This is a genomic window from Pseudomonas extremorientalis (genome assembly GCF_024584605.1).
Taxonomy (GTDB): Bacteria; Pseudomonadota; Gammaproteobacteria; order Pseudomonadales; family Pseudomonadaceae; genus Aquipseudomonas; species Aquipseudomonas extremorientalis.
In genome coordinates, this window is the sequence record NZ_CP089519.1 from 2,255,731 (window position 1) to 2,281,931 (window position 26,201).

Consider the following 26,201-nt stretch of genomic DNA (forward strand, 5'->3'; position numbering starts at 1 on the left):
CATGGTGGCAATTCAGTTTCAGTTAAGTTGCAGGGCGTACGGTGGCCGGCGTAGGAAAACATCCTGTAACGGAGACTTATCATGAAGCGCCTTACCGCGCTGGCCGCCGCCGGTATCATCGCCCTCACGGCGACCCAGGCCCGAGCCGTGGACCCCGACAAACCACTGAAAGTGCCGGCCACTGTTACTATTGTCGCTTTCGATCAACTGGAAGCCACGGCCCTGGCCCTGCACCCCGGTTCGACATTGCTGGACACCGACCTGGACGAGGCCTACGGCAAGTATGTGTATGAGGTCGAGTTGGAGGATGCCCACGGCATCGAATGGGACGTTGAATTGGACGCGCTCACCGGGCAGGTCCTCAAGAATCATCAGGATACGTAATGAAGGTAAATTTACGCGTCGGCAGTCGAGTGGCGCTGGTGCTCTTGGCATTCTGCTCCAGCCTGGCGGCCCGCGACCTCAACCAGGATGAAGCCTTGGCGCTGCGCCAGCAGGGGGTGATCCTGCCACTTGAGCAATTGTTGCAGCAGGCCATGGCGCGTTACCCCGGCTCGCGCCTGCTGGAGGCCGAGCTGGAGAAGAAACACGGCCAATATGCCTATGAAGTGGAACTGGTGACCACCGAAGGGGTGGTGCGCGAAATCAAGCTGGACGCACGCACCGGTGTGCTGATCAAAGACGAGGAAGACTGATGCGCCTGCTGCTGGTGGAAGACAACGTACCCTTGGCCGATGAACTGATGGCTGGCCTGCAGCGGCAGGGCTATGCGGTCGATTGGCTGGCCGATGGGCGCGATGCCGTGTATCAGGGCCGCAGCGAGCCCTACGACCTGATCATCCTCGACCTCGGCCTGCCGGGCCTGCCTGGGCTTGAGGTGCTGGCCCAATGGCGAGCCGCCGCGTTGGCCGTTCCGGTACTGATTCTCACCGCCCGCGACTCCTGGGCCGAGCGCATCGAAGGGCTCAAGGCCGGCGCCGACGATTACCTGGCCAAACCCTTTCACCCCGAAGAGCTGCACCTGCGCATCCAGGCGCTGTTGCGCCGTTCCCACGGCCAGGCGAACCAACCGACGTTGCAGGCGGCCGGCCTGCATCTGGACGAAGGTCGCCAATGCGTGCTGCGTGATGGCGATGAGATCCAGCTGACCGCCGCCGAATTCCGCCTGTTGCGCTATTTCATGCTGCACCCCGAACAGATCCTGTCGAAAAGCCACCTGGCCGAGCACCTGTACGACGGTGAGACCGAACGCGACTCCAATGTGCTGGAAGTTCACGTCAACCATCTGCGTCGCAAATTGGGCCGCAGCGTGATCGAGACCCGGCGCGGCCAGGGTTACCGGTTTGGCGCCAGCCCTGCATGAGGTCGATCCAGCGGCGCCTGAGCCTGGGGCTGATCAGCGTGATGGTGATCGTCGGCGTGGTGCTGGCCCAGACCAGCCTGTGGTTGTTCGAGGCCGGCTTGCAGCGCTACCTGGAAGCCGGTTTGCGCAACGACGCCGAGAACCTGCTGGTGGCGCTGGTGCGTGGGCCGAACGGCGTGCAGCTGGATGAGCAACGCCTGTCGCCAGCCTATCAACGGCCTTTTTCCGGGCATTACTTCCGCATTGATTTCGCCGACGTCCACTGGCGCTCCCGCTCATTGTGGGACCAGGAACTGCCGCGCCTGCCCGAGGCGGGGCTGAAGGGCAACCTGCAACTCGGCCCGGAAGGCCAGCAACTGCTGGTGCTGCGTGCGGACTACAAGCGGTTTGGCCAATCGATTTCCATCAGCGTGGCCCAGGACTACACACCGGTGCGCGAAAGCTTCCGGTTGATGCGCCAGATCGGCCTGGTATTGGGGCTGGCGGCGTTGCTGCTGGTGTTGATCCTGCAACGGTTGACCGTGCGCCGCGCCTTGCGCCCGCTGGAAACCGCGCGCAACCAGATTGCCCAGCTGCAACAGGGGCAACGCTCGCAACTCGATACCCAGGTGCCCCTGGAACTGGAGCCGCTGGTGGCGCAGATCAACCACCTGCTGGCGCACACCGAAGACAGCCTCAAGCGTTCGCGCAACGCCCTGGGCAACCTCGGCCATGCCCTCAAGACGCCCTTGGCGGTGCTGTTGAGCGCGGCATCGAGCGAGACGCTCAAGCAACATCCTGAGCTGAGCAAACTGCTGCGTGATCAGTTGGAGCAGGTACAGCAACGCCTCAACCGCGAACTCAATCGCGCCCGCCTGGCCGGGGAAACCTTGCCCGGCGCGTTGTTCGATTGTGATAAAGAACTGCCCGGCCTGCTTGCCACCCTGACCATGATCCACGGCGAACACCTGGACCTGAGCTACCGCGCCGCGCCCGGCCTGCAACTGCCCTGGGACCGCGAAGATCTATTGGAGCTGCTCGGCAACCTGTTGGATAACGCCTGCAAATGGGCGGATGCCGACGTGCGCCTGAGCGTCACCGAGACTGAGCACCATTACCTGCTGGCGGTGGAAGATGACGGCCCCGGCATTCCTGAAAGCCAGCGAGACCAGGTGTTCAGCCGTGGCGCACGCCTGGACGAACAGATCGATGGCCATGGCCTGGGGCTGGGGATCGTGCGGGATATTGTCGAGGTGTGGGGTGGGGTGTTGCAGTTGCAGGCGTCTGAACTGGGCGGCCTGAAAGTGTTGATCGAACTGCCCTGTGGGAGGGGGCTTGCCGCCGATGGCGGTATTCCAGTCAAAAAACAGATTGGCTGATACACCGCAATCGGGGGCAAGCCCCCTCCCACATTGGATAGCCTTGCATTTTCAGACGCGGAACTGATCCATCAACCCCTGCTGCTGATTCGCCAGGCTGTTCAACGCCTGGCTCACCCGCGCCGATTCGTTGGCCTGCTCGGACAGTGACTCGGTCACGTCGCGAATGGTCGCCACGTTGGTGTTGATCTCCTCGGCCACCGCGCTTTGCTCTTCGGCGGCGCTGGCGATCTGCAGGTTCATGTCGCTGATCACCGTTACCGCATCACCGATCTGGCGCAGGGCGGTCACCGCCTGTCCGACCTGTTCGACGCTGCCCTGGGCCTGGCGGTAGCTGTTGGCCATGGCGCCGACCACGTCGGTGGTGCCGCTTTGCAGGTGCTCGATGACCAGGCGGGTTTCTTCCACCGATTCCTGGGTCCGTCGCGCCAGGTTGCGCACTTCATCGGCCACTACCGCAAAGCCACGCCCGGCTTCACCGGCGCGGGCTGCTTCGATGGCGGCGTTGAGCGCCAACAGGTTGGTCTGCTCGGCGATGCCGCGGATCACTTCCAGCACCGAGCCGATTTTTTCACTGTTGGCCGCCAAACCTTCGACCTGGGACATGGCCGTGCTCATGTCCGCCGCCAACTCCCCGATATTGCGGGTGGTTTGATCGATCACGGTGAGGCCGTCGCGGGTGGCCTGGTCGGCATCGCGTGCGGCCTGGGCCGCTTGCGCCGCACTGCGGGCCACGTCCTGGGCGGTGGCGCTCATTTCGTGGGAGGCGGTGGCCACCTGGTCGACCTGGCGGTACTGCTGCTCCATGCCGGCGCTGGTTTCAGTGGCAATCGCGGCGGACTGGTCGGCGGTGCCACGGGCGTCCTGCACCGAGCGTTTGACCTCGGCGATGATCGGTTGCAGCTTGTCGAGGAAACGATTGAACCAGCCAGCCAATTGGCCCAGCTCGTCCTGTTTGTCGTAGGCCAGGCGCCGGGTCAGGTCGCCTTCGCCGCTGGCGATGTCTTCGAGCATGTGCGCCACGCCGAGGATCGGCCGGGTCACGCTACGTGCCATCAACCACACCAGGATCAAGCCGACCACGGCGGCCAGCAGGCCCAGGCTCAGCTCCAGCAGGGTGCCCTTGGCATTGTCGGCATCCAGTCGATTTTTCAGCGCTTCGGCGGGGGCCACCAAGACCTTCTCCGGCACATCCAGCAGCACGCCCCAAGGCTTGCCGTCCGGGATCGGTGCGAACGGCGCGAGCACCTTGAGCTGGTGGTCGGTGCGCAGGCTGCGGATCTGCGAGCTGCCGGCCAGGGCGCTGATCAACTGTGCGCCGTTGGCAGTGTCGACCTGGTCCAGGCGCTGGCTGAGTTTGCTGGCGTCGGGGCTGTAGCCGGCGAGCAAACCGGTCGGGCTGAGGATGCTGACCTGGGTCTGGCCGTCATACAGCTTGTGGCTGGCCTGCTGGCTCACGGCCTGCAGGCTGTTGAGGTTGATGTCCACCGACAGCGAGGCGATGACTTTGCCGTTGGCCATCAACGGGAAGACAATGCTGGTCATCAGCACGTTTTGCCCGTTGATCGTGTAGAAGTACGGTTCGATCACACATGGCTTGAGCGTGGTGCGCGGGCAGGTGAACCAGGCATTGGCCTTTTCGCCGCTGGGGCCGACGCGGGTGTCGGACATGTCGCTTTCCGGCAGTGCCATTGACTCCAGCTTGCCGGGTGTCGGCTGCGACCAGTACAGGGCGAAGCGCCCCTTGTCGTTACTGCCCAACTCTGCCTGGCCGGCGAACAGCTCATCCTTGCCGTCCAGCGCATTGGCTTCGAACACCAGGGACAGACCGAGCAGATCCGGGTTGGCCTGCAACGCGGCCTTGACCTGGCGGGTCAGGTCTTCACGGGTGTCGAAGGCGTCGAGAAAGCGCTTCTCGGCCTGCTCGCGCAGGAACAGTACCTGGCGGGAAAAACCATGGCCGTACTGATAGGCGTCCATGAACTGGCGACGGATGCCCAGCGCCTGCACCTCACCCTGGGCTTCGATGCGCGCCTGGGCGGCTTCATCCAGCATCTGCATGCTCGAGGCCTTGACCTGCTGCGAGCTCTGCGCCATGCGATACAGCGACAGACCCACCAGCAGGGTCACGATTCCCAGCAGGCACAAGCCAGCGAGCAGGGTGATTTTCCATTGAATGGAGAGCTGCCTGAGCGACATCGGTACATCCTTACCTGAAAACACAGAGAGCCCCTGTATCGGCGGTTTCAGGTTTTTCTTTATTCAAACGATCGATTTAAACCTGAAAGCGGCGCCGTTTTTTGACATGCGCGCCCGCCTGCTGCAAAGTGCGCGCCCTCTAATAAGACCTCCTTCAAGCCTGCACGCCGGTTGCCACCCAATGGCCGCCCGGGCGCGGGCATGCCTGTTTTTTATGTTTTTTGCTTGAGGTAACCATGATTAACGCAGTCATTGCCGCGGTCGGTACCATGCTGGTGCTCAGCCTGTCCCGCGTGCATGTGGTCATCGCCATCATCCTCGGCGCCCTGGTGGGCGGCCTGACCGGTGGCCTGGGGATCGAGGCCACGCTCAAGGCCTTCAATGGCGGCTTGGGTGGAGGGGCGACGGTGGCGTTGTCCTACGCCTTGCTCGGCGCTTTCGCCGTGGCGATTGCCAAGTCCGGCCTGGCTCACGCGCTGGCCGACAAGGCCCTGCTGCTGGTAGACCGCCAGGAAGCCAGCGGTGGCAGCCACGTCAAATGGCTGCTGATCGGCCTGCTCTGGGGGGTGGCGATTGCCTCGCAGAACATCCTGCCGATCCACATCGCGTTCATTCCATTGCTGGTGCCGCCGCTGCTGTACGTGCTGACCAAGCTGCAACTGGACCGCCGCCTCATCGCCTGCGTGATGACCTTCGGCCTGATCACGCCGTACATGTTCCTGCCGGTAGGCTTCGGCAATATCTTCCTCAACCAGATCCTGCTGGCCAACGTGGCCAAGAGCGGCGTGGACATCAGCCAGGTCAACGTCACTCACGCCATGAGCCTGCCAGCGCTGGGCATGGTCGTCGGCCTGCTGGTAGCGGTGTTCATCAGCTACCGCAAGAAACGCGTGTACGACCTGGAGAAGATCGAGCGGGTCGAGCAGGTGGCGGTGCAGTACAACCCACTGACCCTGCTGGTAGCCGGGCTGGCGATTGCCTCGGCGTTCATCATTCAGCTGTGGCTGGACTCGATGATCATCGGCGCCCTGGCCGGGTTCCTGATCTTCTCGGTGTCGGGCATCGTGCGCTGGCGCGACACCGACGACCTGTTCACCGAAGGCATGAAGATGATGGCGATGATCGGCTTCATCATGATCGCCGCCTCGGGCTTTGCCGAAGTGCTCAAGGCCACCGGCGATGTGCGTTCGCTGGTGGAAACCTCGGCAGCCTTCATCGGCCATAGCCGTGGGGTAGGGGCGTTGTTGATGCTGCTGGTGGGGCTGTTGGTGACGATGGGCATCGGCTCGTCGTTTTCCACCGTGCCGATCCTTGCGGCGATCTTTGTGCCGCTGTGCGTGCAACTGGGCTTCAGCCCCATGGCCATCGTGTGCATCGTCGGCACGGCCGGCGCCTTGGGTGATGCCGGATCGCCGGCCTCGGACTCGACCCTGGGGCCCACCTCCGGCCTGAACATCGACGGCCAGCATCACCACATCTGGGACACCGTGGTGCCGACCTTTCTGCACTACAACCTCCCGTTGCTGGCATTCGGCTGGCTGGCTGCCATGACCCTCTGACCGTAGCGGGCTTACTACAGAAACATCCTACGCGGCCGTTAACCTCTCAAGTCGCCACTAATAAGAGAGAAAACCCATGCGTCTGAGCCTCAAGGCCAAAGTCCTGTCCCTCGCCGTAGTGCCGGTGCTGTTGTTTGCCGTGGTCATCAGCCTGACCACCGTGTGGATCCTGCAGGGTCAGGCGCGCAATGAGGTGCAAGAGACCCGCCAGCGCCTGCTCAACGACGCCAAGGCCACCCTGCAAAGCTACGTCGAAGTGGCCATGACCACCATCAAGCCGCTCTACGACGCGGCAGCCCCCGGTGATAACGCGGCGCGCGCCGAGGTGGTCAAGCTGCTGTCCAACACCAGTTACGGCAAGGACGGCTACTTCTTCGGCTATGACTCCGAGACCATCCGCCTGTTCAAGGGCAACAGCCCCGACGGCGTGGGCAAGAGCTTCAAGGACAACCGCGACCCCAACGGGGTGTACGTCAACCGCGACCTGGTCAAGGTCGGCAAGGACGGCACCCATTACCTGCAATACAGCTCGACCCAACCGGGCCAGACCGAACTGGTGCCCAAGATGGGCTACACCGAATACCTGCCCAAGTGGGACATGGTCATCGGTACCTCGGTGAACCTGGACGGCATCGAAGCCCGGGTCGCGGTGGTCGAGGCCAAGGTCGAGAAACGCATGGAAGGCGTGCTGCTGAGCATCCTCGGCGTGGCCGTGGTGGTGCTGCTGGTGATCGCCGCCGTGGGCATGCTGCTGGCCAATACCATCCTGCGTCCGCTGCACCTGATGAAAGCCAACCTCGACGATATCGCGGCCGGTGAAGGCGACCTGACCCGCCGCCTGGCCATCACCAGCCAGGACGAGCTGGGCGATCTTGCGGGCGCGTTCAACCGGTTTGTCGACAAGATCCACGGCCTGGTGCGCCAGATCACCGAGATGACAGGCCAACTCACCGGCCTGGTCAGCCAGGTGTCCGAGCAGGCCCAGCGCTCCGAACAGGCCATGGAGCGCCAGCGCCATGAGACCGACCAGGTTGCCACGGCGATCAACCAGATGTCCTCGGCCGCCCAGGAAGTGGCGCGCAGTGCCCAGGGCGCGTCGGTCGCGGCCCAGCAGACCGACGCCGAAGGCCAGGCCGCCAAGCGCGTGGTGGACGGCAGCATCGCGCAGATCCATGCGCTGGTGAACGACATCCGCAGCAGCGGCGTGTCCCTCGACAGCCTGCAGCAGGACGTGGCCTCCATCGTCAGTGTGCTCAGCGTGATCCGCTCCATCGCCGAACAGACCAACCTGCTCGCGCTCAACGCCGCGATTGAAGCCGCGCGGGCCGGGGAGGCCGGGCGTGGGTTTGCGGTGGTGGCCGACGAAGTGCGCGCCCTGGCCAGCCGTACCCAGACCAGCACCCAGGAAATCCAGGGCATGATCGACCGCCTGCAAAAAGGCACCGAAGCCGCGGTGGACGCCATGCGCCGCTCCAGCGACGCTGGCGACGGCACCTCGGCCCAGGCCAACCAAGCCGGCGCGTCCCTGGACACCATGGCGCAGTTGATCGGCACCATCAATTCGATGAACGCCCAGATCGCCAGCGCCGCCGAAGAGCAGACTGCCGTCGCCGAAGAGATCAACCGCAGCGTGCATCAGATTGCCGTGGCGGTGGACAGCGTGGCCGACGAGACCCAGCTGGGCGCCCAGACCTCCCGCAGCCTCGCGGACCTGGGCCAGCGCCTGGGGCAGCTGGTCGGCCAGTTCAGGATCTAGCGCTGAGGGGCTGGGCGGCGATGCGCTAGAGGTCGCGCATCAGCAAGCCGAAGCGCAGGTCCATCGCCGCCGGGAGTGGCAGATACACCGTGTGCCCATCTCCCGGCGCGACCTCGATGGCGTCGCCCTTGGCGTTGTGCAGGGTGGCCAGGTCGAAGTGGAAGTTGCCGGCGGGGGTCATCAATTCCAGGTGATTGCCCACGGCGAAGCGGTTCTTCACCTTGATCTCGGCCAGTTCGCCCCGGCGCTCGCCGGTCAGTTCGCCGACGAACTGCTGGCGCTCCGACACCGAGCTGCCGTTCTGGTAGTTCTGGTACTCATCGTGCACATGCCGGCGCAGGAACCCTTCGGTGTAGCCGCGCTGGGCCAGGGATTCGAGGTTGATCATCAGGCTGCGGTCGAAGACACGACCGGCCACCGCATCGTCGATGGCCTGGCGATACACCTGGGTGGTGCGCGCGCAATAGAAGTGCGACTTGGTGCGGCCCTCGATCTTCAGCGAGTGCACGCCCATGTGGGACAGGCGTTCCACGTGCTGCACCGCGCGCAGGTCCTTGGCGTTCATGATGTAGGTGCCGTGTTCGTCTTCGAAGGCCGGCATCTGTTCATCGGGGCGGTTGGCTTCCTGCAACAGAAACACCTGGTCGGTCGGTGCGCCAATGCCCAGGGTCGGCTCGCAGTGCTGGACGATATCGCCGGTGGCGTTTTCCACCGCCGGGGTCGCCTGGTATTTCCAGCGACACGCATTGGTGCAGGTGCCCTGGTTGGCATCACGCTTGTTCATGTAGCCCGAGAGCAGGCAGCGCCCGGAATAGGCCATGCACAGGGCGCCGTGCACAAACACTTCCAGCTCCATGGCCGGCACCTGTTGGCGGATTTCATCGATTTCTTCCAGGGACAACTCCCGCGACAGGATCACCCGGCAGATCCCTTGCTGCTGCCAGAACTCGACGCTGGCCCAGTTCACCGTATTGGCCTGCACCGACAGGTGGATGGGCATCTGCGGGAAGTGCCGGCGCACCAGCATGATCAGCCCGGGATCAGACATGATCAGCGCATCCGGACCCATGGCGATCACCGGGGCGAGGTCCTTGAGGAAGGTCTTCAACTTGGCGTTGTGCGGCGCAATGTTCACCACCACGTAGAAACGCTTGCCCAGGGCATGGGCTTCCTGGATGCCGAGGGCCAGGTTGGCGTGGTCGAACTCGTTGTTGCGTACCCGCAGGCTGTAGCGCGGTTGGCCGGCATACACCGCATCGGCGCCATAGGCGAAGGCGTAGCGCATGTTTTTCAGGGTGCCGGCAGGGGCGAGCAGTTCGGGGGGGAGGATGGGAGGCATGGGCACGGGTCGCAAAAGGTCGCGAAGGTAGCCGAGCGGCGAGGGCGGTTCATTGATCCAGATCGTGCTTTGCGCATTTTTGTATCGCTGTGTATCGACGGGGGCTGTGGATACGTATCGATTTATCCGCACGGTTTTCCGACACAGGCGCGATACCTCATCCGGTCTTAATGGGCTTCCCGTATCCATAAGGTGATCACCATGCTCTTCGTCGCATTCCTGGGCGGCATCCTGACCGTCCTCAGCCCTTGCATCCTGCCGGTGGTGCCGTTTCTGTTCGCCGGTGTCGACCGCAGTCGTCGTTCGATCCTGTTGACCCTCGGCGGCATGGTGCTGACCTTCGCGCTGGTTTCCAGCCTGGCGGTGGTCAGCTCGGAGTGGGTGATACAGGCCAATAACACCGGCCGCCATGTGGCGCTGATCGTGATGGGGCTGTTTGCGCTGTCGCTGATCTCGGCGCGGGTCGGTGGCTGGCTGGCGCGGCCGTTCGTGTTGTTGGGCAACCGTATCGATCCTTACAGCCGTGCGCTGTCCGGTCCGCTCAAGTCGCTCATGATCGGTGTCGCCACAGGCCTGCTGTGGGCACCGTGCGCCGGGCCGATCCTGGGTGTGATCCTGACCGGTGCGATGCTGCAAGGCGCCAATGCGCAGACCAGTCTGTTGCTGCTGGCCTACGGGCTGGGTAGTGCGCTGTCCCTCGGCACCCTGATCGTTGCCGGGCGCGGCCTGGTCAATCGACTCAAGGCCTCCATTCCGCTGACCGGTTGGCTGCGCCGTGGGGCAGGGGTGGCGGTACTGGCCGCGGCCGTGGTGATTTCTACCGGTGCTGACAAGACCCTGCTCGCCGGCACTTCGTCCGAAGGCGTCAGCAGCCTGGAAAAAGGGCTGCTGGAAAACGTGCCCAAGGTGGTGGATTACGTGGTGAGCAAGGTCAAGGCCGACCCGCAGGACAATGCACGGGGTGCCATGCCGTCGCTGGGCGGCGCGGTCGAGTGGCTCAATTCACCTGAACTGACTCGCGAATCCTTGAAAGGCAAGGTGGTGCTGGTGGATTTCTGGACCTACGACTGCATCAACTGCCAGCACACCCTGCCGTACGTGAAGGCCTGGGCGAAAAAGTACGCGCAGGACGGCCTGGTGGTGATCGGCGTGCACACTCCGGAATACGGCTACGAGCGCATCATCGGCAACGTCAAGGAGCAGGTGCGCAAGTTGGGTATTACGTACCCGGTGGCGATCGACAACAACTACGCGATCTGGCGCCGCTTCGATAACCAGTACTGGCCCGCCCATTACCTGATCGATGCCAACGGGCAGGTGCGCGACACGCATTTTGGTGAAGGCCGGTACGAGGCCCAGGAGCAGATGATCCAGACGTTGTTGAATGAGGCCAAGGCCACGCAGTGATAGGGTCTACGCTTGTTCGATAACCAACGGCACTCCCAGGAATCGCCGCGGACTAAGCAACAGGGCCTATACCGGCCCTGTGCTTTTCTGACATGGACCGGACATGAATCAAACCAACCTGCAATTCAAGACCCTGCTGTTGTTGCTGGGCCTGGTGACCGTCGCGTTTATCTGGATATTGCTGCCGTTCTACGGCGCCGTGTTCTGGGCGGTGATCCTCGGCATCATTTTTGCCCCGATGCAGCGCCGCCTGCAGCAGCGCTTTGGCTGGAACCGCAATTTCACTTCCCTGGCGACCTTGAGCGCCTGCCTGGTCATCGCGATCCTGCCGGTGATCATCACCAGTGCCTTGCTGGTGCAAGAGGGCGCGACGCTCTACAAGAATGTCGAGAGCGGCAAGCTGGATGTGGCGGGGTACATCGAGCAATTCAAGAACGTGCTGCCGCCGTATTTCCAGCACCTGTTGGACCGTTTCGGCATGGGCAACCTGGAGGGTTTGCGCGAGAAGATCGTCAAGAGCGCGATGCAGGGCAGCCAGTTCTTTGCGACCCAGGCGTTCAGCTTCGGCCAGGGCACGTTTGATTTCCTGGTGAGCTTTTTCATCATGCTGTACTTGCTGTTCTTCCTGCTGCGCGACGGCCCGGAGCTGGTGCGCAAGGTGCGTACGGCGGTGCCGCTGGCCGAGCCGCAGAAGCGGCGGTTGCAGCTCAAGTTCAACCGGGTGGTGCGCGCCACGGTCAAGGGCAATGTGCTGGTGGCGGTAACCCAGGGTGCGCTGGGCGGGCTGATTTTCTGGTTCCTGGACATTCCCAGTGCGTTGCTCTGGGCGGTGCTGATGGCGTTTCTGTCGTTGCTGCCGGCCGTGGGCGCCGGGATTGTGTGGGGGCCGGTGGCCGTTTACTTCCTGCTGAGCGGTGCGATCTGGCAGGGCGTGGTGCTGGGGCTGTTTGGCGTATTTGTGATTGGCCTGGTGGACAACGTGCTGCGCCCGATTCTCGTGGGCAAAGACACCAAGATGCCGGACTACCTAATCCTGATCTCGACCCTGGGCGGTCTGTCGGTGTTTGGCCTCAATGGTTTTGTGATCGGGCCGCTGGTGGCGGCGCTGTTCATGTCCAGCTGGGCGTTGTTTGTGGAGAGCAAGCCGCGAGTCAAACTGCCATTGCCCTGACCTCAGGCGTGGAGCCTGAAGTTCGATACGTGTTGCAGTTGTTTTTCGGCATCCGACAGGGATGTCAGTGGGCCGCTGATGGCTTCACCATCGCGTACCAGGTACCAGCAGGCGAGAAGACCCGACTTGCGAAGCGGGGCGGGGACGGCGCTGCCGATGACGGACATGATTTGTACAGTGGGCATAAAGACCTCCAATCGCTATGGGGGTCACTTTACGGGGCGGGCTGGCGCAGGAAAAATCACCCGTCTCGATAGTCGACATCGACGCGAGGCGTCAGTCCACGACCTGATCGAGCATGTTCACCACTTCCTGCTCACTGAGCAGCCCCTTGCGCACCAGGTTTTCCGCGAGCAACGCGAGGAACTTGGCGCTGCGGTGGCCTTCCAGGTGCTTGAGTTCCGTGAGGGCGCTGTAGACCTTGCTGGATGTACAGAGGCCGGCGGCGCGGTGCGGGTTTTGCGTGGGCATGGTCAGTCGTCCTTGTTGTTATTGGGTGGACAGTCTCGATAGTGGAAGTGTTTCGTGACACAAACATGACAGCGCAAGGCCTGTTCGGGCAAGTAGACATTGGTGTTGATGATGTGCGATTGCGCGCCGGGCATTGTCCTCAGAGCGACCTTGACGCCCTGAATCCGGACTTTCCAGGCAAAAAAAGGCCCCGCGATCACGCGAGGCCTGTTTTAGACGGTGCGGTTACCAGCCGCGACCGTAGTAACCGTGGGGAGGGCCGTAGTAGCCGCGGGGTGGCCCGTAATAGCCACGCGGTGGGCCGTAATAGACCGGCGCCGGGCGGTAGTAAACCTGTTGCTGCACATACACCGGCGGTGGCGGTGCGTAATAAACCGGCGGCGGAGCGGCATATACCGGCTGCGGTTGCACATACACCGGCTGCTGCACATAGACCTCACGCGGCTGGCTGGCAACCACGGAGCCCACGACTGCAGCGCCGACTAAAGCACCCAATACAGCCGGGCCACCCCAACCACCACCGTGGGCGGAGGCTTGGCCTGCCATCGCGAGTGCGCCAACCAGCAAGGCGATCTTGGGGATTGTACGAATCATGGTCATTCCTCGGTTAGCCCCAGCGCTTGTGGTCTGCAATCAATAGACTCAAGTAATGTCGCGGGGATACTTTTAAGACAACGTATTTCTGAAAAACAGCACAGCCGCTAGGTAAAGGTTGTGTAAGGTCTGTACCGATTTGCTTACTCAAAGGAGTTACCCATGCAGATGCACCCCAACAAGGACACCCAACTGTGCATGTCACTGTCGGCGCGCCCCGGGAATTTCGGCCTGCGTTTTCATAACCATCTGTACGAACAGCTGGGCCTGAACTTCTACTATAAAGCCTTCAGCAGCCGGGATTTGCCCGGCGCGATCGGTGGTATCCGGGCGCTGGGGGTACGCGGTTGCGGGGTTTCCATGCCGTTCAAGGAAGCCGCCATTGCCTTGGTGGACGAGCTCGACGATTCGGTTCAAGCCATCGACTCCCTGAACACCATCGTCAACACCGATGGGCACCTCAAGGCCTACAACACCGACTACATCGCCATCGAGCAGTTACTCAAGAAGCACGCGGTGCCAAAGGAATCGACCTTTGCCCTGCGTGGCAGCGGCGGCATGGCCAAGGCTGTGGCCAGTGCCTTGCGCGATGGCGGCTACGCCAAGGGCGTGATCGTGGCGCGCAACGAGCCAGCGGGCCGGGCGCTGGCGCAGAACCTGGGGTATGAATGGCTGGCCGAACTGGGCGACCTGCGCCCACAGATGCTGATCAACGTGACGCCCATCGGCATGGCGGGAGGGCCTGAGGCAGATGCGTTGGCATTCGATGCCGAAGCGGTGGATGTTGCCGAGACGATCTTCGATGTGGTGGCGATCCCCGCTGAAACGCCGTTGATCGTGCGTGGACGTGCCAAGGGTAAACGCGTGATTACCGGGCTCGAAGTGATTGCGATCCAGGCGCTTGAGCAGTTTGTGCTCTATACCGGGGTGCGACCGACGCCGGAGCAGTTCGCCAAAGCCGTGGCGTTCGCCCGAACCTGAAGAACCCTGAATATCATATGTGGGAGGGGGCTTGCCCCCGATAGCGGTAGCTCAACAATGAAATTATTGACTGGCACACCGTCATCGGGGGCAAGCCCCCTCCCACATTTTTTCCGCGTTACAGCGGTTCCAATTTGGCCAGCCGCTCTTCCAACAGTGCAATGCGCGCTTCCAATTCTTCGATACGCTCGACAGACAAGCCACTGGCAACCCCACGCTCCACCGGATTGCCCCGCGCCGCGATGATCGCCTCGATTTCCGCCGGATCACCCAGGGCGTGGGTATAACGATCTTCGCGCTGGCCGGCCTGGCGCGGCACCAGCAACGCCAGCCCCCGCGCAATCAGGCGTTCCAGCTGGTGCACGACCTGCTCGGCATCTTCGAAATCGTGCATGCGCCCGCTGCGGGTCAGCAACTCATTGACAGTCTGCGGCCCGCGTAGAAACAGCAGCCCGGTCAGGATCACCTGGGCCGGCACCAGTTCCAGCGCCTTGTCCACGCGGTGTTCCCAGCGGTCGGCGCGGCTGCCCATCACCAGGCGGGTGAAACCCTGGCCTTCGAGTGCGCGCAGGCTCTGGCCGACCTGGCCCGGGCTCAGGTTCATGACCGGCTCGCGGCTGGTCTTCTGGTTGCAGGCCAGCACCAGGGCGTTGAGGGTCAAGGGGTAGGTTTCCGGGTTGGTCGCCTGTTTTTCGATGAGGCAGCCCAGGATGCGGATTTCCGTGCTGTTCAGGCGCGGCTCAGGGGTGTCGGTGTCGTGCTCGGCGGTCATCGCGCGTTCCCTATGCAGTGGAGGTCCTTAGCGTAATCCTGAAAAATTAAAAGACAAGCGCCCGGCATGTCTATAATCGCCGCTGGTTCAAACCGTGCCATAACCATGAGACTGCCATGACTATTTCCCTGTACGCCGCCTCCATCCCGGTCTTCAAGCAAATGCTCACCGCCCTGAGCGGTGTGTTGACCAAGGCCGAAGCCCACGCCAGCGCCAAGAACATCGAACCGAACGCCTTGCTGCAAGCGCGCCTGTTTCCGGACATGTTCCAACTGGTGCGCCAGGTGCAGATCGCCGTCGACTTCGCCAAGGGGGTTTCCGCGCGCCTGGCCGAGATCGAAGTGCCTAAGTACGAAGACAGCGAAGTGACCTTCGCCGACCTGCAAGCGCTGATCGCCAAGGTTTTGGCCTTTGTCGACACCATCACCCCGGAGCAGATCGACGGCAAGGAAGGCATCGAGATCGTCACTCGCCCTGGCACGCCGAAAGAGAAGCGCTTCAGCGGCCAGTCCTACCTGCTGACCTACGGCCTGCCGCAGTTCTTCTTCCACGTCACCACCGCTTACGCGCTGCTGCGCCATAACGGCGTGGAAGTGGGCAAGCGCGATTACATGGGTGCTTTCTAAGCACGCATAAAAAAACCGGGACGATTCCTAAAGGAACCGTCCCGGTTTTTTTGTGCGCGACTGTTAAGCCGGCTGTTCTTCCTTGCCCAGGCACGCGGCGGCGGTGAACAACACATCGGTGGACGAGTTAAGCGCGGTTTCCGCCGAATCCTGCAACACACCGATGATGAAACCGACTGCTACCACCTGCATCGCAATCTCACTGGGAATGCCGAACAGGCTGCACGCCAGCGGAATCAGCAACAACGAACCGCCTGCCACGCCGGAAGCACCGCACGCACAGATGGCCGCGACCACGCTGAGCAGCACGGCAGTGGGCAGGTCGACGGCAATGCCCAGGGTATGCACGGCGGCCAGGGTCAGCACGGTGATGGTGATCGCCGCGCCGGCCATGTTGATGGTGGCACCGAGCGGGATCGACACCGAGTAGGTGTCTTCATGCAGGCCCAGGCGTTTGCTCAATGCGAGGTTCACCGGGATATTCGCTGCCGAACTGCGAGTGAAGAATGCGGTGATGCCGCTTTCGCGCAGGCACATCAGCACCAGCGGGTACGGGTTGCGGCGCAGTTTCCAGAACACGATGGCCGGGTTGATCACCAGCGCCACGAACAGCATGCAGCCGATCAGCACCACCAGCAGGTGGGCGTAGCCGAGCAGGGCGCCGAAGCCGGAAGTCGCCAGGGTCGAGGCAACCAGGCCGAAAATGCCCAGCGGTGCAAAGCGGATCACCACACGCACGATCAGGGTCACGCCGTTGGACAGGTCTTCCAGCACCGCCCGCGTGGTCGGCGCGGCGTGGCGAATGGCAATGCCCATGCCGATGGCCCACGCCAGGATGCCGATGAAGTTGGCATTCATCAGCGCGCTGATCGGGTTGTCCACCACGCTCAGCAACAGGCTCTGCAACACTTCGCCGATGCCGCCGGGCGCGGTCACCGCTGCGTCATGGGTCGCCAGCACCAGCGAAGAGGGGAACCACATGCTCGCAACTACCGCCACCACCGCGGCGGCAAAAGTGCCCAGCAGGTACAGGAACAGAATCGGCTTGATATGGGTTTCCTGGCCATGTTTATGGTTGGCGATGGATGCCATCACCAGCACAAACACCAGGATCGGTGCGACGGCCTTGAGTGCCGCGACGAATACCTTACCGATGAACCCGGTTGCCTTGGCCGCCTCGGGCAACAGCAAGGCCAACAGGATGCCGGCGATCAGGCCGATGACGATTTGCGTGACCAGGCTGACGCGGGCCAGTCGTTGCAGGAGAGAGGGGGCAGCAGTCATAAACACTTGTCTCTGGTTTTTTTTAGGGCGCAGCTACTGACTCGGAAAGGGCTGTAGGACGCGGATCGCGAAGTCTAGCATGCTGTGGGAAAAGTCCCTGGCGGTGCGGCATTGCGTCACCCGCTTGCCCAGGCCTTGGCCAAATCCGGACATACTCTGTTAAGATTCTGTCCTCTCATCTTTCCTCTCTGTCAGCGGGCCCTTCGGGCTGTCGTTGATGTCGTCGTTTCTGGAGTTTTCATGTTGTTTCCCATCCTCCTGCTGTCGGCCGCCGGCTTTACCGTGCTGACCACAGAATTCGTGATCGTCGGCCTGTTGCCGTCCATCGCCCGCGACTTGAACGTCACTGTGTCCCAAGCCGGGCTGCTGGTGACCTTGTTCGCATTTACCGTGGCGGCGTTTGGTCCGTTTCTGACGGCGTACTGCGCACGTTTCCCACGCAAGCGCCTGTTTATCAGCATCCTGATCCTGTTCGGTGTGGCCAATACCGTGGCGGCCCTGGCACCGAATATCTGGGTGATGGCGCTAGCACGGTTGATCCCGGCCCTAGGTTTGCCAGTGTTCTGGGCCCTGGCCAGTGAAACCGCCGTGGACATCGTCGGCCCTGAGTTCGCTGGCCGAGCGATTGAAAAAATCGGCTTCGGTATTGTCTGTGCCACGGTGTTCGGCATTCCGGTGGGCACGCTGATTTCGGATATGTTCGGCTGGCGCAGCGCGTTTGCCATCCTCGCGGTGATCGCGCTGGCCAAGGCTTTGCTGCTGTTTATCTACCTGCCGGTGACCCAACCGAAGAACGATGAAGTGACGTTGCGCTCGCAGTTCAAGATCCTGCGCAACCCGCTGATGCAGGGGCATATCCTGCTGTCGATCCTGGTGTTCAGCGGCATGTTCACCGCCTACACCTACCTGGCGGACATCCTCGAGCGCCTGGCCGGGTTCGACGGTACGCTGGTGGGCTGGTGCCTGATGGGCTTCGGTGCGGTCGGTCTGATTGGCAATTCGCTGGGCGGGCGTGCGGTGGATCGTCACCCGTTGATCGCCTCCATGGTGTTCTGCGGCTTCATGATCGCAGGCATGGTGGCGCTGGTCCCGGCGATTCATTCGACCATCGGCCTGGCGGCGGCGATGGCCGTGTGGGGCGTGACCCAGGCGGCGATGTTCCTGGTCAGCCATGTGCGCCTGATGAAGGCTGCACCCCATGCGCCGGCGTTTGCCGCGTCGCTGAACATCGCCGGGGCCAACCTGGGCATCGGCCTGGGCGCCATGGTTGGCGGGCACGTGATCGACACCCTCGGCCTGGGCAGCCTGGGCTTTGCGGCGTCCGGGTTTATCCTGGTGTCGATCCTGCTGGCGTTGTGGCTGATGACCGCCAGGCAACCGCTCGCCTCCGGCGCCTGAGCCGTCAGGGCAGGGTGGTGAACAGCTCGCGCCGGGCGCCTTCGGTAATCGCCACGATGCCGGGGTGCTTGACCTTGCGCTCCACCGAGATCGCGTAGAACGATTCGGTCACGGCCACGGTCTGGCCAATCAGCGCCACGCCGTACTGGCGCACCACCTCGTCGGCAATCACGCTGGGGGCGATAAAGATCCCGCTGCCGGATTGGCCGAATGCCTGCATCAAGGCGCTGTCGTCGAACTCGCCGATGATCTTCGGTTGAATCTGTTGTTCGGCAAACCAGCGCTGCAAACGGCTGCGTACCACGGTTTCCGCGCCCGGAATCAACAGCGGCGCGCCGTGCAGGCACTGTGGGAAATCCCCTCGGTGTTCGTCAGCCAACACCTGGGTGGCGAAAAAACTGATGCCGCATTCGCCCAACTTCTGGCTGTAGCCTTTGATGTCCAGGTGCGTGGGCATGGGGCTGTCGGAAATCACCAGGTCAAGGCGCTGGATCGCCAGGTCGGCGAGCAGGCGTTCGAGTTTGTCCTCACGGCAGGTGATGCGGATCGGCTCGCTCAACTCCATGGTCGGTGCGATCAGCCGGTAGACGATAGACTTGGGCACCACGTCCGCCACGCCGACGCGGAACAGGATCTGCTGTTCGTCGGGCTGCGCGCGCAGCATGGCCTCCAGTTCATTACCGGTCTGGAACATCTGCTCGGCATAGGGCAGGGCCTGGCGCCCGGCTTCGGTCAGTTCCAGCTGGCGGCCGACGCGCTGAAACAGCGCGATACCGAAGGTTTGCTCGAGCAGGCTGATCTGCCCGCTGATGGTCTGGGGCGTGAGGTTCAACTGCTCGCACGCACGCACGATGCTGCCGGTCTTGGCCACCACCCAGAAGTAGTGCAGTTGTCGGTAATTGAGCATGGCAGCCTTCACTTCGTAAAAAACGAAGTATACGCGAGAAAAATACGAATTTTCCTGAACTGTTTGCCTGCATAGAATGCGTCGCTATCGTGGGGCCACTATTTGGACCCAAGGGTTCTAACGAGGAAGACATCATGAAACTCAATTCCCTGGGCGCGGCATCCTTGCTTGCGCTTTCATTGGTAGTGATCAGCGGTTGCGATCAGGTCGAGAAAAGCGCGCAGCAGGTACTGGGCAAGGCCACCGAATCGGCCAAGCAAGCCATCGATGACACCCACAAGGCTGCCGAACAGGCATTGAGTGAAGCGACCAACGGCCTGATCAACCCGCAGAAAAAGGATGATCAGGAAGAGAACGAAACCGAATCGAACAGTAAAGAAGCCTAATTTCCGCTCAACGTCAGGACTGACCTATGGATTACCTTTTACAACTGGCCGCCAGCCCCACCGCCTGGATTGCCCTGGCAACCCTGATCGTGATGGAGATCGTGCTGGGCATCGATAACCTGATCTTCATCTCGATCCTCACCAACAAGTTGCCGGAGAAGCATCGGGCCAAGGCGCGACGCATCGGTATCAGCATGGCGTTGGTGTTGCGGTTGGGCCTGCTCAGCACCATCGCGTTCATCGTGCAGCTGACGGCGCCGGTGTTCGAAGTGTTCGGCCAGGCCTTTTCGTGGAAGGACATGATCCTGATCGCCGGTGGCCTGTTCCTGGTGTGGAAGGCCACCACCGAAATCCATCACAGCATGGACCCGGAACCCGAAGAGAAGGAAACCAATGCTGGCAACGTGGTGGCCATCGGTTTTGCCGCGGCCATCGGGCAGATCCTGTTGCTCGACCTGGTGTTCTCCATCGACAGCATCATCACCGCCGTGGGCATGACCGAGCACTTGCCGATCATGATCATTGCCGTGGTGACCTCGGTGATCGTGATGCTGGTGGCGGCCGAACCGCTGGCCAAGTTCATCAACGACAACCCGACCGTGGTGATGCTGGCCCTGGGCTTCCTGATCATGATCGGCATGACCCTGATCGCCGAAGGCTTCGGCGCCCATGTACCGAAAGGCTACGTGTATGCGGCCATGGCGTTCTCGGCGGCTATCGAATGCTTGAACATTGCCCGGCGTAACCGCCACCAGCGTTTGCTCGCTGCCCGGCAGTAACCGCTGAAACCAAACGGCCGGCTGCGCTCAGATGAGCCCAGCCGGCTTTTTGCTGTCTGTTAGAATTCGCGCACTTGATAGCGTGAGGTCCTACATGAACGAGCCGATTCGTCTTACCCAGTACAGCCACGGCGCGGGGTGTGGCTGCAAGATATCGCCCCAGGTGCTGGAAGTGATCCTTGCCGGCAGCGGCGCACAGAACCTCGACCCCAAGCTGTGGGTGGGCAACGCTTCGCGTGACGATGCGGCGGTGTACGCCATCGACGACGAGCGCGGCGTGGTCTCCACCACCGACTTTTTCATGCCGATTGTCGATGATCCCTTCGATTTCGGCCGGATTGCTGCCACCAATGCCATCAGTGATATCTACGCCATGGGTGGCGATCCGCTGATGGCCATCGCCATTCTGGGCTGGCCGGTGAACGTACTGGCGCCGGAGATTGCCCGCGAAGTGATCCGCGGCGGCCGCTCGGTGTGCGACGCAGCCGGGATTCCTCTGGCGGGCGGGCATTCCATCGACGCCCCGGAGCCGATCTTCGGCCTGGCCGTGACCGGCATCGTGCAAAAGCGCCATATGAAGCGCAACGACACAGCCACCGCCGGTTGCCGGTTGTATCTCACCAAGCCCATCGGCATCGGCATCCTCACCACCGCCGAGAAGAAGGGCAAATTGCGCGAGGCGGATATCGGCCTGGCCCGGGACTGGATGTGCACCCTGAACAAGCCCGGCAGCCGTTTCGGCAAGTTGGCGGGGGTGACCGCAATGACCGATGTCACCGGTTTCGGCTTGTTGGGCCACCTGGTGGAAATGGCTGACGGCAGCGGCCTGACGGCGCGCATCGAGTACAACAAGGTCCCACGCCTGGCCGGGATCGAGGACTACCTGGACCAGGGGTGCATGCCCGGCGGCACCTTGCGCAACTTCGACAGCTATTCGAGCAAGCTCGGACGCCTGCAGGAGCTGCACAAGCGCGTGCTGTGCGACCCGCAGACCAGCGGCGGCCTGTTGATCGCCGTCACGCCCGAGGGCGACGCCGAATTCCACCGCATGGCGGCTGAACTGGGCCTGGTCCTGGAACCTATCGGCGAGCTGCTCGAACGACAGACCCACGCGGTTGAGGTGATTTGATGGCAACCGATATCACCGACTACCGCGACATTTTCCTCAATGATCGGCCAATGATGGATACCCGCGCGCCGATCGAGTTCACCAAGGGCGCGTTCCCGGGGGTGATCAACCTGCCGCTGATGACCGACGACGAACGCCAGCGCGTCGGCACCTGCTACAAGCAGCAGGGCCAGCAGGCCGCCATCGTGCTCGGGCATGAGCTGGTGTCCGGCGCTATCAAGGCCGAGCGTATCGAGCAGTGGGCGCGGTTCGCCCAGGCCAACCCCGAGGGTTACCTCTACTGTTTCCGTGGCGGGCTGCGTTCACAGATCGTGCAGCAATGGCTCAAGACCGAAGCCGGCATCGAGTATCCCCGTGTCGGTGGCGGCTACAAGGCCATGCGCACCTTTTTGCTGGAGACCGTCGAGCACGCCGCCACGCAGTGTGACTTCGTGCTGCTGGGCGGTATGACTGGCACCGGCAAGACCGAGGTGCTCGGCCAGTTGCGCAATGCCCTGGACCTGGAAGGTCATGCCAACCATCGCGGCTCCAGCTTCGGCAAACGCGCCACGGCGCAGCCGTCCAACATCGACTTCGAAAACCGCCTGGCCGTGGACCTGCTGAAAAAGCGTGCTGCGGGTATCGAGCAGTTCGTGGTCGAGGATGAGAGCCGCATGATCGGCAGTTGCGCGCTGCCGCTGGCGTTGCACAAGGGCATGCAGACGTTCCCGATGGTGTGGCTGCAGGACAGCGTAGAAGGGCGGGTCGAGCGCATCCTGCGCGACTATGTGGTGGACCTGTGCGCCGAATTTATCGCGGTGTTTGGCGACACCGGCCAGGCGCTGTTTGCCGAGCGCCTGACCCAGGGCCTGGGCAATATCCATAAACGCCTGGGCGGCGAACGCTTCCAGCGGTTGCAGGCGATCTTGCAGGCGGCCCTGGCGGAGCAGGCGCGCAGCGGTGATGTGGACCTGCATCGCGCCTGGATCGAAGGGCTTCTGCGCGAGTATTACGACCCGATGTACGCCTTCCAGCGCGAAAACAAAGGCGCACGGATCGAGTTCGCAGGGGAGCAGGGCGCCGTGGTGGAATATTTGCGCGCACGCGCGCCGATCAGAGGATAGCCGCGCCGATCAACCCACACACCACCCCAACCAGCATCGTCAACCCCGCCACCGTCACCAGCACCCGCGCATCGAAGTCCTTGCGCAGCATCAGCAGCGACGGCAGGCTCACACTCGGCAGGGTCATCAGCAAGGCCACGGCCGGGCCGGTGCCCATGCCCAGGGTCATCATGGTTTGTACGATGGGGATTTCGGCAGCGGTGGGAATCACGAACAACGTACCGACAATCGCCAGAGGCACCAGCCATGCCAGGCTGTTGGCCATGGCGCCGTCGACATGGGGGAACAGCCACACCCGCGCGGCGCCCAGGATCAGCACGGCCAGGATGTACACCGGGATCGTGCTCCAGAACAACTGCCACAGGGTCCGCAGCCAACGGCCCAGGAACGGCTGGGACTCAACCACACTGACCTCGGCCACCGCGCCCAGAGCCGCTTCCGGCACCTGGTCCGGGCGGGCGATACGTTGCGCGATCAGGGACACGCCCACCACCAGCACAATGCCCGCCACCAGCCGCAATGCGGTGAAGCCCCACCCCAGCACGAAGCCCATGAACACCAGCGTCGCCGGGTTCAGCACGGGGTTGGCGATCCAGAACGCGAGTGCCGCGCCCACCGAGACCTGCTGCCGACGCATGCCGGCCGCGACCGGTGCCGCGCAGCAACTGCACATCATCCCCGGCAGGGCGAACAGCCCGCCCCGCAGGGTCGACCCCAGCCCGGCGCGGCCGAACAGGCGCAGCAGCCAGTCGCGGGGGATCAGCACTTGCAGGAGGGAGCCCAGGATCACCGCCAGCACAGCGGCTTTCCAGATCGCCAGGAAGTACACCTGGGCGTACGCCAGCGCGGCCGCCAGGGGCGAGCTTTGCTGATCGTTGAGAATCGAGGCGCCAATGCTGTGGTTATCGGCGGCGACGAAGGCCTTGAGGTAGTAAGGCGACCACTTCACGTAGTAGAGGCCGACGCAGGCGACCAGCAGGAACAGCGCTGGTTTCCACCAGAACGACCAGCCCCGGTTGGGCTGGGTGGAGGCGAGGTTGGGCATGGTGATGATCCGCAGGTGAGTCAATAGCGGCGCATCATACGCCCTCAGCTCTCGGCGCTCACCTGGGTAGGTTCAGGGCAGGTTTCTTCGCCGTTGTTCAGGCCCTGTTTATAGTTGCGGCTCAGCAACGAGGCTTTGCCGTTGTGCCAGGTCAGCGTCAGCACATACAGCGTGTCGTAGTCGCTGCCGGACCAGTCGTCGGTGATGGTGTGTTTTTCGCCGGACGCTTCGCTCGCCACCTTGTTGATCAGCTCCGGCAGATAGCCGTGGGACCAGGCGGTGTAGATGATGGAGTTGTGGTACTTGTCTTCCACCAGCTCGTCGGCGAGGGCACTGGTGTCATTCGCGGAAAACTTGATGTTCACCGGCAGGCCGAGCTTGATCGCGCTGGGGCTGATGGTCATCAGCGGGCGAATATAGCTGTAGGAATTGTCCAGTTCGCCTTCCTCCACATTGCGTGTCGGGTTGGCGGCGAACACGAAATTGGCCTTGCCGAACTTCTCTGGCAAAACCGTGGCCAGGTTCATCGCCCGGTTGAGGCCCTGGCAATTGAGCTGGCCCAGGCCACCGGCGGGTTTTTCACCGTGGCGCAGGAAGACCAGGGTTTGCACGCCGTCAACCTGGTCGGCGTTGCTGATCCGTGACTCCAGGCTCAGATCGATAGCGCCGCCAACCAACAAGAGCGGCAACAGGATGTATGAATAGCGTTTCAGTCGTTGCACAAGGCGCAGAGGCTTGATCGTCATTGTAAGTTCGAGTCTTCATGCGTCACGTTAAGGCAGACACGCCTGGCCACTATGACGCCTGGGGCGCCTGCGGTGTTCCCTGTCGAGATAGCGAGGTGCCTCCATTCACCGCTTGAGCTCAGTTAAGAGTGCACGAGGGCGTATTGGTTCGCCCTGACGACATAATAGCTGGCGGTTGTTGCGTATTGATGACCCATGCAGGACGCTCGCCGGATGACTATCATGGGGGCTTTCAGCACACACACACACAGGGCTTCCCGATGAACCCACTCGCTGCTTTCCCGATCAACAGCAAATGGCCTGCCCAGCATCCGGAGCGCCTGCAACTGTACTCGCTGCCGACCCCCAACGGGGTAAAAGTGTCGATCATGCTCGAAGAGCTCGGCCTGCCCTATGAAGCGCACAAGGTCAGCTTCGAGACCCAGGACCAACTCTCCCCCGAGTTCCTGTCGCTGAACCCCAACAACAAGATCCCCGCGATCATCGACCCCAATGGCCCCAGCGGCCAGCCGTTGGCGTTGTTTGAGTCCGGCGCGATCCTGATCTACCTGGCGGAAAAATCCAGCCAGTTGCTCTCCGAGGATCCGGCGACACGTTATGAAACTATTCAGTGGCTGATGTTCCAGATGGGCGGTATCGGCCCGATGTTCGGCCAGTTGGGCTTCTTCAACAAATTTGCCGGCAAGGCCTACGAAGACAAACGCCCGCGCGACCGTTACGCCGCCGAATCCCGGCGCCTGCTGGGCGTGCTGGAAAAACGCCTGCTGGGCCGTACGTGGATCATGGGCGACGAGTACAGCATCGCCGACATCGCCACCTTTCCGTGGGTCCGCAACCTGATCGGCTTCTACGAATCCGGTGACCTTGTAGGCATTGCCGACTTTCCCAATGTACTGCGCGCTCTGGACGGTTTCGTCGCACGGCCGGCGGTGATCCGTGGCCTTAATATTCCGAGTTGAAGCATGCCGACTTTCGATTTCAAACAGCTGGACGTGTTCAGCCGCGTGGCGCTCAAAGGCAACCCGCTGGCGGTGGTGTTTGGCGCCGACAGCCTGAGCGACCAACAGATGGCGGACTTCGCCAATTGGACCAACCTCAGTGAAACCACGTTTTTACTGACGCCGCGTGATCCTCGGGCTGACTACCGGGTGCGAATTTTCACCACCTTGACGGAGCTGCCTTTTGCCGGACACCCGACGCTCGGCAGTTGTTATGCCTGGCTGCAGGCAGGTGGTATTCCCAAGGGCGAGGAGATAATCCAGGAGTGCGAAATCGGCCTGGTGCGTATCCGTCGCCAAGGCGATGAACTGGCATTTATCGCGCCGCCGTTATTGCGCGCCGGTACTGTGGACGCGCCGTTGCTGGAGCGCGTGCGCCTGGGCTTGGGCCTGGAGCCCGGGGCCATCGTGCGCAGCCAGTGGGTGGACAATGGCGCTGGCTGGCTCGCGGTAATGCTGGCAGACCGTGACCAGGTCCTGGCGTTGCAGCCGGACTATTCGCAACTGCTGGGGCTGGCCGTGGGCGTGATCGCCCCCTGTGACGGCGGGCGCGACGATGTGGATGCGCAATTTGAGGTGCGTGCCTTTATCGCAGGCGATGGCGCGCAGGAAGACCCGGCCACCGGCAGCTTGAATGCGGGGCTTGCGCAATGGTTGCTCGGCGAGGGCCTGGCCCCCGAGCGCTATGTGGTCAGCCAGGGCACGGCAATTGGCCGGGCAGGGCGGATCCGCGTTGAGCGCCAGGGCACTGAAATATGGATGGGTGGCGCCGTGTCGGTGTGCATCGACGGGCGTGTACAGCTCTAGATCAATAAATTATTACCGCCCCC

27 protein-coding genes and 1 pseudogene are annotated in these 26,201 nt (G+C 62.5%); 17 read left to right on the plus strand and 11 right to left on the minus strand.

The annotated features are described in order from the left end of the window. Window positions 1–81: 81 nt before the first annotated feature. From LUU92_RS10255 to LUU92_RS10270, 4 genes are read left to right on the plus strand one after another with little or no spacing between them, the layout of a single operon-like run. On the plus strand, window positions 82–384 hold the full coding sequence (locus LUU92_RS10255; RefSeq protein ID WP_058425612.1) for a PepSY domain-containing protein: 303 nt from the start codon (window positions 82–84) through the stop codon (window positions 382–384). Further along, a complete protein-coding gene (locus LUU92_RS10260; protein WP_071489688.1) occupies window positions 384–695 on the plus strand; it encodes a PepSY domain-containing protein in 312 nt (103 codons plus the stop codon). Before LUU92_RS10255 ends, LUU92_RS10260 begins: the two co-directional genes overlap by 1 nt. Further along, complete coding sequence (locus LUU92_RS10265; RefSeq protein WP_071489687.1) at window positions 695–1,363, plus strand: response regulator transcription factor; 669 nt, start codon at window positions 695–697, stop codon at window positions 1,361–1,363. Before LUU92_RS10260 ends, LUU92_RS10265 begins: the two co-directional genes overlap by 1 nt. Continuing rightward, window positions 1,360–2,721, plus strand: coding sequence for a sensor histidine kinase (locus LUU92_RS10270; protein ID WP_222541396.1), 1,362 nt, complete (start codon window positions 1,360–1,362; stop codon window positions 2,719–2,721). Before LUU92_RS10265 ends, LUU92_RS10270 begins: the two co-directional genes overlap by 4 nt. A gap of 51 nt (window positions 2,722–2,772) precedes the next feature. On the opposite strand, the gene LUU92_RS29150 is transcribed toward LUU92_RS10270, so the two are convergent. Then, window positions 2,773–3,528, minus strand: a complete 756-nt coding sequence (locus LUU92_RS29150; RefSeq protein WP_371322050.1) for a methyl-accepting chemotaxis protein — start codon at window positions 3,526–3,528, stop codon at window positions 2,773–2,775. A 102-nt stretch (window positions 3,529–3,630) separates the two neighbouring features. Then, window positions 3,631–4,920 (minus strand): annotated as a pseudogene (locus tag LUU92_RS29155) (methyl-accepting chemotaxis protein); the annotation flags it as partial. A gap of 239 nt (window positions 4,921–5,159) precedes the next feature. On the opposite strand from LUU92_RS29155, the gene LUU92_RS10280 reads away from it, so the two are divergent. After that, window positions 5,160–6,479, plus strand: coding sequence for a Na+/H+ antiporter family protein (locus LUU92_RS10280; protein WP_222541698.1), 1,320 nt, complete (start codon window positions 5,160–5,162; stop codon window positions 6,477–6,479). 76 nt (window positions 6,480–6,555) lie between these two features. Further along, window positions 6,556–8,235 (plus strand): methyl-accepting chemotaxis protein CtpM, encoded by a 1,680-nt coding sequence (ctpM, locus tag LUU92_RS29370; RefSeq protein ID WP_071489683.1) that lies wholly within the window; start codon window positions 6,556–6,558, stop codon window positions 8,233–8,235. A gap of 25 nt (window positions 8,236–8,260) precedes the next feature. Here the strand turns inward: ctpM and trhP are convergent, their stop codons facing one another. Then, entirely contained in the window at window positions 8,261–9,574 is a 1,314-nt protein-coding gene (gene trhP / locus LUU92_RS10290; protein ID WP_257103556.1) for a prephenate-dependent tRNA uridine(34) hydroxylase TrhP, read from the minus strand. 201 nt (window positions 9,575–9,775) lie between these two features. Between trhP and LUU92_RS10295 the strand changes: the two genes are divergently transcribed. Together LUU92_RS10295 and LUU92_RS10300 are read left to right on the plus strand one after the other, a co-directional pair. Next, complete coding sequence (locus tag LUU92_RS10295) at window positions 9,776–10,981, plus strand: cytochrome c biogenesis protein DipZ (protein ID WP_257103557.1); 1,206 nt, start codon at window positions 9,776–9,778, stop codon at window positions 10,979–10,981. Window positions 10,982–11,084: 103 nt separating this feature from the next. Then, window positions 11,085–12,152, plus strand: a complete 1,068-nt coding sequence (locus LUU92_RS10300; RefSeq protein WP_071489680.1) for an AI-2E family transporter — start codon at window positions 11,085–11,087, stop codon at window positions 12,150–12,152. A gap of 2 nt (window positions 12,153–12,154) precedes the next feature. Here the strand turns inward: LUU92_RS10300 and LUU92_RS10305 are convergent, their stop codons facing one another. From LUU92_RS10305 to LUU92_RS10315, 3 genes are all read right to left on the minus strand, one after another. After that, entirely contained in the window at window positions 12,155–12,337 is a 183-nt protein-coding gene (locus tag LUU92_RS10305; RefSeq protein ID WP_071489679.1) for a hypothetical protein, read from the minus strand. Window positions 12,338–12,428: 91 nt separating this feature from the next. Next, a complete protein-coding gene (locus LUU92_RS10310) occupies window positions 12,429–12,623 on the minus strand; it encodes a hypothetical protein (protein WP_071489678.1) in 195 nt (64 codons plus the stop codon). A gap of 225 nt (window positions 12,624–12,848) precedes the next feature. Then, window positions 12,849–13,223, minus strand: coding sequence for a hypothetical protein (locus LUU92_RS10315; protein ID WP_016980060.1), 375 nt, complete (start codon window positions 13,221–13,223; stop codon window positions 12,849–12,851). Window positions 13,224–13,379: 156 nt separating this feature from the next. Here LUU92_RS10315 and LUU92_RS10320 point away from each other — a divergent pair, with 156 nt between their 5' ends. Continuing rightward, complete coding sequence (locus tag LUU92_RS10320) at window positions 13,380–14,198, plus strand: shikimate 5-dehydrogenase (RefSeq protein WP_071489677.1); 819 nt, start codon at window positions 13,380–13,382, stop codon at window positions 14,196–14,198. A 118-nt stretch (window positions 14,199–14,316) separates the two neighbouring features. On the opposite strand, the gene LUU92_RS10325 is transcribed toward LUU92_RS10320, so the two are convergent. Continuing rightward, entirely contained in the window at window positions 14,317–14,970 is a 654-nt protein-coding gene (locus tag LUU92_RS10325) for a YceH family protein (RefSeq protein ID WP_257103558.1), read from the minus strand. 116 nt (window positions 14,971–15,086) lie between these two features. Between LUU92_RS10325 and LUU92_RS10330 the strand changes: the two genes are divergently transcribed. Beyond that, window positions 15,087–15,596 (plus strand): DUF1993 domain-containing protein, encoded by a 510-nt coding sequence (locus LUU92_RS10330; protein WP_058425596.1) that lies wholly within the window; start codon window positions 15,087–15,089, stop codon window positions 15,594–15,596. Window positions 15,597–15,659: 63 nt separating this feature from the next. Here LUU92_RS10330 and sstT read toward each other — a convergent pair whose 3' ends face one another. Next, window positions 15,660–16,880, minus strand: a complete 1,221-nt coding sequence (gene sstT / locus LUU92_RS10335; protein WP_092249665.1) for a serine/threonine transporter SstT — start codon at window positions 16,878–16,880, stop codon at window positions 15,660–15,662. 240 nt (window positions 16,881–17,120) lie between these two features. On the opposite strand from sstT, the gene LUU92_RS10340 reads away from it, so the two are divergent. Then, on the plus strand, window positions 17,121–18,278 hold the full coding sequence (locus tag LUU92_RS10340) for an MFS transporter (RefSeq protein ID WP_071489673.1): 1,158 nt from the start codon (window positions 17,121–17,123) through the stop codon (window positions 18,276–18,278). 4 nt (window positions 18,279–18,282) lie between these two features. On the opposite strand, the gene nhaR is transcribed toward LUU92_RS10340, so the two are convergent. Next, window positions 18,283–19,185 (minus strand): transcriptional activator NhaR, encoded by a 903-nt coding sequence (gene nhaR / locus LUU92_RS10345; RefSeq protein ID WP_071489672.1) that lies wholly within the window; start codon window positions 19,183–19,185, stop codon window positions 18,283–18,285. Window positions 19,186–19,319: 134 nt separating this feature from the next. Here nhaR and LUU92_RS10350 point away from each other — a divergent pair, with 134 nt between their 5' ends. From LUU92_RS10350 to mnmH, 4 genes are all read left to right on the plus strand, one after another. Continuing rightward, window positions 19,320–19,571, plus strand: a complete 252-nt coding sequence (locus tag LUU92_RS10350) for a hypothetical protein (RefSeq protein ID WP_071489671.1) — start codon at window positions 19,320–19,322, stop codon at window positions 19,569–19,571. 26 nt (window positions 19,572–19,597) lie between these two features. Next, window positions 19,598–20,350 carry a TerC family protein gene (locus tag LUU92_RS10355; protein WP_058425591.1) on the plus strand — a complete coding sequence of 251 codons (753 nt, stop codon included), beginning with the start codon at window positions 19,598–19,600 and terminating at the stop codon, window positions 20,348–20,350. A gap of 94 nt (window positions 20,351–20,444) precedes the next feature. Next, window positions 20,445–21,479: a selenide, water dikinase SelD gene (selD, locus tag LUU92_RS10360; RefSeq protein ID WP_071489670.1), complete on the plus strand. Its 1,035-nt coding sequence runs from the start codon at window positions 20,445–20,447 to the stop codon at window positions 21,477–21,479. Then, complete coding sequence (mnmH, locus tag LUU92_RS10365) at window positions 21,479–22,582, plus strand: tRNA 2-selenouridine(34) synthase MnmH (protein ID WP_257103559.1); 1,104 nt, start codon at window positions 21,479–21,481, stop codon at window positions 22,580–22,582. Before selD ends, mnmH begins: the two co-directional genes overlap by 1 nt. Here the strand turns inward: mnmH and LUU92_RS10370 are convergent. Together LUU92_RS10370 and LUU92_RS10375 are read right to left on the minus strand one after the other, a co-directional pair. Then, window positions 22,572–23,627 (minus strand): permease, encoded by a 1,056-nt coding sequence (locus LUU92_RS10370; RefSeq protein ID WP_071489749.1) that lies wholly within the window; start codon window positions 23,625–23,627, stop codon window positions 22,572–22,574. The genes mnmH and LUU92_RS10370 overlap by 11 nt on opposite strands. A 44-nt stretch (window positions 23,628–23,671) precedes the next feature. After that, the gene (locus tag LUU92_RS10375; protein ID WP_071489668.1) at window positions 23,672–24,373 is read right to left on the minus strand and encodes a histidine phosphatase family protein; all 702 of its coding nucleotides are present in this window, start codon (window positions 24,371–24,373) and stop codon (window positions 23,672–23,674) included. A 260-nt stretch (window positions 24,374–24,633) separates the two neighbouring features. Between LUU92_RS10375 and LUU92_RS10380 the strand changes: the two genes are divergently transcribed. Together LUU92_RS10380 and LUU92_RS10385 are read left to right on the plus strand one after the other, a co-directional pair. Beyond that, window positions 24,634–25,332 carry a glutathione S-transferase N-terminal domain-containing protein gene (locus LUU92_RS10380; protein WP_071489748.1) on the plus strand — a complete coding sequence of 233 codons (699 nt, stop codon included), beginning with the start codon at window positions 24,634–24,636 and terminating at the stop codon, window positions 25,330–25,332. 3 nt (window positions 25,333–25,335) lie between these two features. Next, window positions 25,336–26,178 carry a PhzF family protein gene (locus tag LUU92_RS10385; RefSeq protein WP_222541404.1) on the plus strand — a complete coding sequence of 281 codons (843 nt, stop codon included), beginning with the start codon at window positions 25,336–25,338 and terminating at the stop codon, window positions 26,176–26,178. Window positions 26,179–26,201 lie beyond the last annotated feature (23 nt).